7 protein-coding genes and 1 pseudogene are annotated in these 10,073 nt (G+C 61.9%); 2 read left to right on the top strand and 6 right to left on the bottom strand.

What is annotated here, in order from left to right; translation table 11 throughout:
* Positions 1-414: 414 nt before the first annotated feature.
* Positions 415-954 (top strand): annotated as a pseudogene (locus tag D9X30_RS28830) (transposase); the annotation flags it as partial.
* A gap of 152 nt (positions 955-1,106) precedes the next feature.
* Here D9X30_RS28830 and D9X30_RS28825 read toward each other — a convergent pair.
* Positions 1,107-4,022, bottom strand: coding sequence for a Tn3-like element IS1071 family transposase (locus D9X30_RS28825; RefSeq protein WP_003049965.1), 2,916 nt, complete (start codon positions 4,020-4,022; stop codon positions 1,107-1,109).
* Between the two features lie 234 nt (positions 4,023-4,256).
* Between D9X30_RS28825 and D9X30_RS28820 the strand changes: the two genes are divergently transcribed.
* Positions 4,257-4,997, top strand: a complete 741-nt coding sequence (locus D9X30_RS28820; protein ID WP_153950176.1) for a transposase — start codon at positions 4,257-4,259, stop codon at positions 4,995-4,997.
* Positions 4,998-5,372: 375 nt separating this feature from the next.
* Here the strand turns inward: D9X30_RS28820 and D9X30_RS28815 are convergent, their stop codons facing one another.
* From D9X30_RS28815 to D9X30_RS28795, 5 genes are all read right to left on the bottom strand, one after another.
* Positions 5,373-6,368 (bottom strand): tripartite tricarboxylate transporter substrate-binding protein, encoded by a 996-nt coding sequence (locus D9X30_RS28815; RefSeq protein ID WP_026437511.1) that lies wholly within the window; start codon positions 6,366-6,368, stop codon positions 5,373-5,375.
* Between the two features lie 16 nt (positions 6,369-6,384).
* Positions 6,385-7,377, bottom strand: a complete 993-nt coding sequence (locus D9X30_RS28810) for a Bug family tripartite tricarboxylate transporter substrate binding protein (RefSeq protein WP_034303884.1) — start codon at positions 7,375-7,377, stop codon at positions 6,385-6,387.
* Between the two features lie 95 nt (positions 7,378-7,472).
* Positions 7,473-8,111 (bottom strand): maleylacetoacetate isomerase, encoded by a 639-nt coding sequence (gene maiA / locus D9X30_RS28805; RefSeq protein ID WP_026437509.1) that lies wholly within the window; start codon positions 8,109-8,111, stop codon positions 7,473-7,475.
* A gap of 11 nt (positions 8,112-8,122) precedes the next feature.
* Positions 8,123-8,824, bottom strand: a complete 702-nt coding sequence (locus D9X30_RS28800) for a fumarylacetoacetate hydrolase family protein (protein WP_026437508.1) — start codon at positions 8,822-8,824, stop codon at positions 8,123-8,125.
* A gap of 33 nt (positions 8,825-8,857) precedes the next feature.
* A complete protein-coding gene (locus D9X30_RS28795; protein WP_228771123.1) occupies positions 8,858-9,898 on the bottom strand; it encodes a cupin domain-containing protein in 1,041 nt (346 codons plus the stop codon).
* Between the last annotated feature and the right edge of the window lie 175 nt (positions 9,899-10,073).

Raw genomic sequence — 10,073 nt, 5'->3', positions numbered from 1 at the left:
GCCAGTTGATGGCGCAGGCGGCCTGGGCGCGCGAACTCGATCCGGATCGCCTGAGCTTCATGCACGCCGTGCGCGTGATCAAGCGCAAGATGCCGCAAGCTGCGGCCGTTTCCCCCTGAGCGTTTGCCTGCCTGGCGCGAGGCCCTGCTGGCCGAGATCGCGCGCGGGCGCTGCGTGAGCAGTCGTGGGCGCCTGAACCCGCGCGGCGTCAAGCGCAAGATGAGCAACTTCAATGTTCGGCATCGCGGCGCAGCGCTCCATTTGCGGCATCAGCCAGTGCCGGTGCTTCGTATCTGAACAGTATTTCCGCTAACCCGCATGAACACTGAGCTTTCGGGGTGAATGCCGATGGTGTGGTTTGCAGGGTTCAGGTCGAATTGATATCAATTCCTTGCAAACTGCATCGAGGTGTTGATGGGTCCGAAGCCAGCCGACGAACGCGCCGATCACGACTTGTTCCGCAGCGAGCTGCTGAACCTGATCAACCAGCGTCACGAGCTGGTTCGCTTGGCGGCACTGATCGACTGGCAGGCGTTTGAAGCCGAATGGAGTCCGGAGTTCGTCTCAACCACGGGCCGGCCGGCTCTGCCCACGCGGCTGATGGCCGCTCTGCTGTACCTCAAGCACGTGTACGCACTCAGCGACGAGGACGTGTGTGAGGGCTGGCGAGAAAACCCGTACTGGCAGCACTTCAGTGGTGAGCGGTACTTCCAGCACGAGCTGCCCTGCGATCCCTCCAGCTTGGTGCGCTGGCGCCAGCGCATTGGCGAGGCCGGCTGCGAGTGGCTGCTGGCCCATTCCATCGAAGCTGCACGCAAGGGCGGAGTGATCAAGCGCCAGAGCCTGGAGCATGTGGTGCTGGACACCACGGTGCAGCCCAAGGCCATCGCCCACCCGACCGACAGCCGGCTGCTCAACCGCGCGCGTGAGCAACTCGTCGAGGCTGCGCAAGACGCTGGGATCGGGGTCTCCTCGTTTTCAGTGCAATAAGTGACGGTACGAAAAGCTAGCACTGGCGCGGAGGTGGTGTTGGTAGATCGTTGATTTCATTGACTTTCCTGTTCACTTTCAAATCTGCGATTCGTGGCGTCAAACCGTGGTCGGTTTCATCCATTGGTGCCAGTTATCGATGCATTTGGCCGCGAAGGCAGGATTTGGTCAGCATAGCGGTCAACCGGGAAGCGAAACACACCCCGCAAGTTGATGCTCTCCAGCCTGGTGGGCGCAATCTTCCCGATCAGTTCCGGTGGAATGACCTGGCGGCGGTTCGACCAGCGATCCAGGACCGCCTGCATCTGTGAGGTATTCCACGCCATCACGATGTTGGCCATCAGGCTCAACGCATCGGCCACAGCCTGCATTTCATCGACACGTTTGGCCTGCGCCGGGCTGATCCGGCCGGTATAAATGGCGCGCTTGAGGGCGTTAACAGCCTCGCCCCGATTGAGCACCCGGCGCAACTCGTTCCTGAAAGCGTCCTTGACAAAGTAGTCAGCCAAAAACGCCGTACGCAGCAACCGCCCCAATTGCACGCCAGCCTCATAGATTGGATCGCCCTGGGCGGCAGAACCGAACCGCGCAAGAGCTGCCACCGCACTGGCATGTCCGCTCATGACCGAGGCTGCCAGGTGCACCAGACTATCCCAATGCTTTTCGATCAAAGCGACGTCGACATTGGCTTCGCACACCGCAGCGATTTCTGCGGGCACTTTGGTGCCGCGTGGCACAAAGAGGTGGCGCTGTTTGAGTTCCTTCAACCGCGGGCAAAGATCAAAACCAAGCAAACGGGCATGTGACATGGCAAAGTCGGTGTAGCCATGGGTATCCACAGCAAGCTGGCTGGTCTCCAGCTTTTCTTGGCGGATGACACCTTCAATGGCCACGCCCGCCTGGCGCTCATTGAGCACAAAGGGCTGCGCATGGAAGATGCCCCACCGGTCTTTTACATGGGAGTAGATTCCAATGGAAGGTGTGTTGCGCCGAGGATCAAGCCGGGCTTGCCACACCCGTTTGGTGGTCTCCATGCTCATCATGTCAGAAGATGCCAAATCGGACCGCCCCCAGGTGGCGGCAATCGGGTGTCGCTGCATGAATTCCAGCACAGCCTGGCAGGCCTGGCTCAGACGCCGTTCGTCCCGCGCCCAGCGCATGGCCTGGCGAATGCTGGTGGCAGACAATTGCGGAATCATGCGCGCGCATTCGACCGCAGTCAGACTGGTGCCGTGGGCCATGATGCCGGCATAGACCATCAGCAGCTCGTCGGTAGAGCGCGGCTCACGTCCGAGCATGATCCAGCTAAAGCGCACCTGGGCGTCAACGGCCAGAATCACTTCCGGCAATTGAACCTCACCGATGCGGTGATCCAAAGCCGCGCGCAGCTTGGTCACTTCTGGGTCTTCGTCCTCTGCGGGCAATGGCGACAAATGGAGTTCATCATCCACGCGCAGTACGCCACTGCGGGCTGCAGCGGCCACCGCATCGACACCGGCAGTTACTCTGGCCAGCAAAGGCTTCAAGAAAGTGGCAGCCTTGCTGGGTAACGATAGACGGGCATAGTGTTTCTTGGACTCTGCCTGCCAACGCTCGTCCGTGAAGAACAAGCGCGCACGACCCCGAAAGCTCAGGCTGTGCTCAATCCAGACCGAGCCATTGCGCACCGCGCGGCGCAGGGCAAACAGGGTGGCCACCTCCAACGCCTGAAACGCCCGTTCCCGGTCTGGGCTGGAGATCGAAACCTGCCAGATCATTCCCAGACTTGGTGCCACCACTTCAACTGGCAGCTTTCTGGATCCTTTGAGATATAAAGCTTGCAGCTTGGCAAGGTACTCGATGGCAGGATGCTCGCCGGTGGCCTGCCAGGGCAGCTTTGCAATGGCGACGAGCAACGACCGCACGGGGCGAATTCCATCAATCAATCCCTCGCGGACCAGGGAGGCCCTGCTCGGTGGTTTGCGTTTCTGGGTTTCGGTGATCAAGGCTTCAAGACGGGCACGCAACTCAGCATCTGGCACCGCACCTTGCGCGCTCAAGGCAACAAGTTCGCCGAGCAGCGTTTTGTACATTGCGGCCCAATTGACGGTAGCGGGGACATCGGCGGCAGCCTGACGCCACAGATCGGCGATCCGGCGCTGCACCATAAGGATCAACTGGTCTGTGGTGGTGAACAGGCAATACCGAAGAAAGCATGCGACCTCCACGGTGCGCGCTGGCTCTTTGATCTTGGCTCCGGCTGAGGGCGGCCTGGAGACAAGTCGGCGCGCGTAGCGGCGCAAGATGAGATCGGGGATGTCTGCCAGGTGCTTATGAACGTCCAGCGTGTAAAGCAGGTCGATGCGCTCCAGTACCTCGCTGATTTGGCGGGTTGAGTGTTTCGCCGGTGCAGCCCATAGCCAACTCTGCTGGGTTTGTCCATCTGGGCGCAGCTCTGAAACTGAGGCTCGCCAGCGATCAAGTGTTGCTGGATCAACGCTGGCGGCGATGGCGGTGCCTGTTTCAACTTCAAGCTGGGCAAGTGCCGCCGCAATCAGTGTCCGAATTGCCCGCTCGTGCACGATCACCAGCTTGTTCTTGTACAGCCATTGACGCGCCCGCACGAGTAGCTGATCGCGGTCGGCGCAGCGCGCCACTTCGTCGCGCAGTTCACGTACCAGTGAGCGGCGCTGGTGCTCGCTCATCCACTGGAATCCAAGGACCGTGCAGGCTACTTGTTGGTGATCGAATAGCGTGCGCCCGCGTTCATACATGGCTCTCAGCGAGGCGACTTCTGGTGCTGCAATGCCAAGCTCGTTGCCAAGGTGGCGCCACAAGGCTACTGGAATTACCCGAAAGGCACCGAGCAAACGCCCACTCATGCGCAGGAAACCAATATGGAGCGCCAGACCAAGCTTGTGGGAATCACCTCGGCGTGCATTGATTGCGTCGCGCTCGGCACCATCGAAGGTGAAAAATGCCTTCATCTCGAAGTCGCTGATATCGCGGGGGAGCCCACGCATCCCCAAAAACGTTGTGTGCCAACCCTGCATCGTGAACCTCAAAAGTGGGAGGCCACCATACCCGTTTACAAAGCGAACAGGAAAGTCAATGAAATCAACGGTCTACCCAGACCACCCCCGCGCCAGTGCTAGCTTTGCGTACCGTCACTTATTGCACTGAAAACGAGGAGACCCCGGATCGACCTGCGCCAGAGCTACGCCCGGGTCGGCAAGGCTGCCGAGCACCAGGCCGGCCGCTACGCCCATGCCAAGCAGTACCGGCGCATGCAGCGCGAGATCAGGAAGCTGAGGACTTGGCTGGGCCGGGTCATCCGCGACGTGCAACGCAAGGCCGGTGAGATCGGAGCTGGGCTGAAGGCCAAACTCGACATCGCCACTCGACTGCACGCGCAAAAGCGCGGCGACAAGAACAAGCTGTATGCGCTGCACGCGCCCGAGGCAGAGTGCATCGCCAAGGGCAAAGCCAGAACGCCCTACGAGTTCGGCGTGAAAGTGTCCATCGCAGTGACGGCCAAAGAGGGCCTGGTGGTGGGCATGCGCTCCATGCCCGGCAACCCGTATGACGGCCACACGGTGGACAGCCAGCTCGAGCTGGTCGAGATCCTCACCGGCCACACACCCAAGATCGCGCTGGCCGACCGTGGCTACCGCGGTGTCGAGCCCGCGTGTTGGGCGCGACTGCTGATCAGTCATACGCGCAAGTTGCCCAAGCGGCTGAAGAAGCTGCTCAAGCGGCGTCAGGTGGTCGAGCCCATGATCGGACACATGAAGGCCGACGGCCTACTGGGCAAGAACTGGCTCAAGGGCGCGGGTGGCGACGCGCTGCACGCTCTGCTGTGCGGCGCCGGGCACAACTTGCGGATGATCCTGCGGCACCTGCGGGTGCTTTATTGCGCCTTGCTCGGACTGATCGCCATGACCGCCACGCTGGCCTTGCCGGCACCCACGTCAACATCGCCGCTCACCGCCTTGACTTCGCGCCGCTCCGCGCTGGCTCGCGGCTAAAACGAGTTGTTCAGGGCCGACTGGGTAGGAGTGGTCGGCAACGGGGCAAGTTAGCGATCGCGGTCGAGTGCCATCAAAGAATTGACCGACCTCTACCCGTGCTGGCCTGCACGCCCACAGTGTCTTCCATCATCCAGGGTGACCCGCCAGGGTCATGACAGTTAGCCCGATTCAACTGCGCCAGGTGCCCAGAAGGTCGGCAATTTCAACGAGCGCTGGGAAGCCCAGGTCCTGACGGACAAGCGTGCGGCGGTGCTCGATGCGTGCAAGCACTGCGGCAATGTCGAGTTCGCCCGTTTGGGGCCCGCTGGAGGAGCAGATCGAAGCACTGCGTGCCGCGAAAGTGGGCGGATGAAACGAGAGGTTAATGGCATCTCAAGACTCGGCGGTGAAGCCCACGCGTCTGACAACTTCCCACCACTTTTCATGTTGTTTTCGCAGGCTGGACGCCATGGCCTGCGGCGTTAAGCTGTGTGCTACCAAGCCCAGGGAGGCAAGAGCCTCCGCAACCGCCTTGCGATTGACGGCTTCGGCAACCATTTGATGAAGGCGTGAAACGGTTTGGGGCGAAACGCCTGATGGAGCAAAAAAGCCGAGCCACTGATCGCCAGCGGGGTAGTCTGCACCGAACTTTTGCTCTGCAAATGTGGGAGTGTCGGGCGTGAAGGGTGTTCGCTGCGGCCCAGAGGTTGCGATGATGCGCAATTTCCCCGCCTTTTGGAAAGACAAGAACGTCCCCGTAGGCGCAGCCATGCATGCAATCTGCCCACCGATCAGATCGGTAACTCCAGGCGCGGCGCCACGATAAGCCACGTGCCTGAGATAGACGCCAGCCTCCTTGGCTACCAGCGCCCCCAAGAGATGCAATGGTGTACCGGTACCGGGAGATCCGAAACTTGCGTGTTCAGGGTGCTCCTTGGCCCAGGCCAGGAAATCCCGGAGCCCACGCACGGAAGGCGGTACCAAGGGACCCAGCGCAAGGGCGTCAGTCGTAGTGGCTACGGTGGCTACGGGAGCCAGATCCGCGAACGGATCGTAGTCCAACTTGCTGTAGACGAAAGGGTACAAGGACAGCACGGCGTCTGGTGTGAACAACAAGGTGCTGCCATCGTCGACGGCTGCCTTGACGGCGGACACAGCTATCCGCCCACCCGCTCCGACACGGTTGTCAACGATCACGTTAACCCCGGGTTCCGTCACCGCCAATCCTTCTGCCACCCGGCGTGCAACCGCATCGACGACTCCTCCGGGTGGGAAGCCGTTGATGATCTTGAGTAATTTTGGTACCGGTTGGGCTTTGACGCTTCTTACAGTGCCGAGCGATAAGGTGGCAAATCCCGCGGCTTTCATCCACTCACGGCGTTTGATCATGGTGCCCCCCCTCTGCTCAAGACTGCGCGGTAAAACCAATTTTCTCAGCGACTGCTTGCCAGCGTTTGATGTCGTTTTTCAATCGATCGGACAAGCCTTCAGGCGAACTCCAACCAGCCTCCATGCCCATCATGGCGTAGGCCTTGACCAGTTCCGGGTTTGCAACAGCCGACTTCATGGCAGCGCTGGCTTGCTGGACCGCTTGCGCGGGCGTGCCTGCGGGCATGAATACCCCGAACCACTCGGTCATCTCACTCAAGGCGATGTGGAGCTCCTTGAAGGTCGGGACGTTGGTCAGGAAACGAGAGCGGTTGGCGCCAGTCACGCCCAGCACCCGGATCTTGCCGGTCTTCATGTGAGGGAGGAACTCACCCAAGGGCGCGGCCACCGCCGGGATGTGCCCCCCCAACAGGTCCACAATCGCAGGCTGGGAACCGCGGAAGCCTGTCTGCACCATTTTCACGCCCAAAAGCCGCCCGAGCAGCTCGCCCAAGAAATGCGGTCCAGAGCCGGTGGCACCATGGCCAAACGTGGCAGAATCAGGGTTACTCTTGATCCAGGCCAAGTAGTCGTTGAGGCTACCAACCGATTCCGGGACAGCGGGCCCGATCGCAAACCCAACCTCGCTTGTCGAAACCATACCGACCGGCACAAAGTCCTTGACCGGGTCATATCCCAGATCTTTGTACGTGTGAGGGTATAGCGTCATCATGGATGCAGGCGTCAGCAGAAGTGTCGCGCCGTTTGGTGCCGCGGCCTTAACATGCTGGATCGCAATTCGACCACCCGCCCCCGTGCGGTTGTCGACGAGCACACTGGAAGCATAGGCACCGCGCATTCCCTCAGACAACCGGCGGGCAGCCATATCGGTCGCTCCGCCTGCGGCGAGTCCAATCACGATCGTGGCCACGCCAGGGCCGGATTGCGCCAAGCTCATGCCCGGAAGGCCCCCGATTCCAAGGGAGCCCAAAGTGCTCAGGGCTGCTCGTCGGGTCAGAATATGTTTCATAATCTTTCCCCTTACATTTTCACTATTGCTCATTGATACTTGTCACTGGGCAGGGCTACGAACTGTTTATTAGGGCGAAGGCGGCGTATTTTTCGTCAAGCCGAATCAGGTTGAGCAGCTGGCGCGGCGCGCCGAAATGCGTCCAACTCGCCGCAGGCCGCGTCCACTGCGCGGATCAGGGGGTAGGGCGTCAGGTCCACCTGGAAGCGGCGGGCGCTTTCCACCTGCGGCACCAGGTAGCAGTCGGCCAGCGTGGGTGTGTCGCCAAAGCTGTAGCGGCCGCGCTTCGGGTCGACCGCCAGCAGTGCTTCGTAGGCATCGAAACCGGCGCTGATCCAGGTGCCACACCAGGCGTTGATGGCGGCCTCGTCGGCGCCGAACGTCTTGCGCAGGTACTCCAGAATGCGGCGGTTGTTGATGGGGTGGATGTCGCAGCCCACGATGGCGGCCAGCGCGCGCACCCGTTGGCGGCCGTCGGCGTCGGCCGGCAGCAGCGCGGGCGTGGGGTACTGTTCCTCCAGCCATTCGATGATGGCCGGCGACTGGATCAGCACTTGCGCGCCCGTGTCCAGCGCGGGCACCAACTGCTGTGGGTTCAGCGCCTTGAAGGCGTCCTTTAGGTGCTCTTCCTTGCCCAGGTGCACGGCCAGGTACTCGTAGGGCACGCCCTTGAGGTTGAGCGCGATGCGCAGCCGGTGTGACGTGCCGCTGCGCCAGAAGTTGTACAGCTTCATCGCGTGCAGGCTCACTCGGCCGGGCCGACGGTCAGGCTGATCTCGGCAATGCCTTCCACACGGCCGATGATCTTGTCACCCGCCACCACGGCGCCCACGCCTTCGGGCGTGCCGGTGTAAATCAGGTCGCCGGGTTGCAAGTGGTAGTAGGTGGAGAGGTCGGCAATGATCTCGCGGACGTTCCAGATCAGCTTGTCCACGTTGGACGACTGTTTGGTCTGGCCGTTGACTTCCAGGGCGATCGCGCCCTGCTCCACCACCACGCCTTGCATCGGCACGATCTCGGAGCAGACCGAGCCTTCCTCGATGTCCTTGCCGGTGTCCCAGGGGCGGCCCTTGTCGCGTGCCACCAGTTGCAGGTCGCGCCGGGTCATGTCCAGGCCGGCGGCGTAGCCGTAAATCAACTCGTGCGCCTGGTCTTCGCTGACGCGGAAGCCGGGCTTGCCGATCGCCAGCACCAGCTCCATCTCGTAGTGGTAGTTGCTGGTGCGCGGCGGGTAGGCCACGGTCGCACCACTTTCCACCAGGGTTTGTGGCGATTTGGTGAAGTAGAACGCTTGTTCGACGCTTTTGTCGACCGGACGGCCCATTTCCACCGCGTGGGCGTGGTAGTTGCGGCCGACGCAGAAGATGCGGTTGATGGGGAAGCGCTCGGTCTTGCCACGAACGGGCAGAGACTGGACGGGAGGCGGGTTCCAGAGGTAGTTGCTCACTTGCTTTCCTGTTGTGTGGTGCTTCGCGGCGGCTCAGCCGCGGTTTTCAAAGACGCCCAGCTTGCGGTGCAGGGGCGATTCGTCGGCCATGAAGATGAAGGACGGCTGGTCGGCTGAGAGGTTTTTCAGCGTCACCTCGGTGTAGCCGGGGGCGCAGCAGGTATCGGCTTCCCTCAGGGCGAAGGTGGACTCGGCGATGCGCGCCTCGCTGCGGCCTTCGATCTGGTGGAACACCACGGCGGGCGAACGCACGGGCAGGCGCAGGGTCTGGCCGGGCTTGAGCATCAGGGCGTAGAAGCCCAGGATGTTCTCGGCGTCGTCACCCGTTTCGGGGTTGACGTAGGTGACCTGCACGCATTCCTGCTCAGGCTGGTCGGCCGCCAGCGACAGCAGGGCGGCACGGGTGTCGGCCCAAGGGTAGCGCAAGAGAGGATAGCGCTTGTCGCTGCGCTGGAACACGGGGGTTGGCACCACGCCCGCACGGGTCCAGGCGCAGTCGCCCCGGCCGGGGTCGACCTGCTGGCGCTCGCCGTCGATGTGGTAGCTGGCCTCCATGTAGTACACCAGCGGCAGGTCCAGCACATCGAGCCACACCACGGGCTCGTTGCCGTCGTGGCCGTGCTCGTGCCACAGGCCGGTGGGCGTGAGGATGAGGTCACCCCGGCTCATGGGGCACTTCTCGCCATCCACGGTGGTGTAGGCGCCCTCGCCCTCCACGATCATGCGCACCGCGTTGGGGGTGTGGCGGTGGCTGGGCGCCCACTCGCCGGGCAGCAGCAACTGCATGCCCAGGTATATGGCGGCGCTGGCTTGCATCTTCTCCAGGCCGTGGCCGGGGTTGGCCAGCACCAGCACGCGGCGCTCGGCCTTCTCAATGGGGGTCAGCTCACCGGCCTTGAGCAGCAGCGGCTTGAGCGTCTGGTAGGACCAGTAAGTCGGCTGCGTCTGGCGGGTCGGGACATTGGGCGGCAGCACCGCGCGTAGGCTGGGCCATAGCGGCACCAGGTTAAGTTGTTTGAGTTCGTCTCGGTAGTCCTGCGGCAGGTCTTCCAGTCGGCCAAGTTCGTGACTCATGGTGATACGCTCCTCTTCATCAAGCATGTGGATAGGGGAAGCCGATATCCCTCACGCTTCGATCAGACCAAAGCAAGTATCGGCAATTTCTGAATCCGACCGCAGTCGGAAAAAGGGGCTCGTAATCTGTGTGCATCGAAATTTGATCGAGGCCGCTGCCCACGGCTGCCCCGCG

This window comes from Cupriavidus sp. U2 (assembly GCF_009663685.2).
Lineage (GTDB): Bacteria > Pseudomonadota > Gammaproteobacteria > Burkholderiales > Burkholderiaceae > Cupriavidus > Cupriavidus necator_C.
This window is presented reverse-complemented; position numbering and strand designations above follow the sequence as displayed.

Bases quoted from the DNA above. Each gene is read 5' to 3' on its own strand.
- D9X30_RS28825 (WP_003049965.1), bottom strand. From the start codon at position 4,022: ATGCAGGGTTGGCACACAACGTTTTTGGGGATGCGTGGGCTCCCCCGC.
- D9X30_RS28820 (WP_153950176.1), top strand. From the start codon at position 4,257: ATGCAGCGCGAGATCAGGAAGCTGAGGACTTGGCTGGGCCGGGTCATC.
- D9X30_RS28815 (WP_026437511.1), bottom strand. From the start codon at position 6,368: ATGATCAAACGCCGTGAGTGGATGAAAGCCGCGGGATTTGCCACCTTA.
- D9X30_RS28810 (WP_034303884.1), bottom strand. From the start codon at position 7,377: ATGAAACATATTCTGACCCGACGAGCAGCCCTGAGCACTTTGGGCTCC.
- maiA (WP_026437509.1), bottom strand. From the start codon at position 8,111: ATGAAGCTGTACAACTTCTGGCGCAGCGGCACGTCACACCGGCTGCGC.
- D9X30_RS28795 (WP_228771123.1), bottom strand. From the start codon at position 9,898: ATGAGTCACGAACTTGGCCGACTGGAAGACCTGCCGCAGGACTACCGA.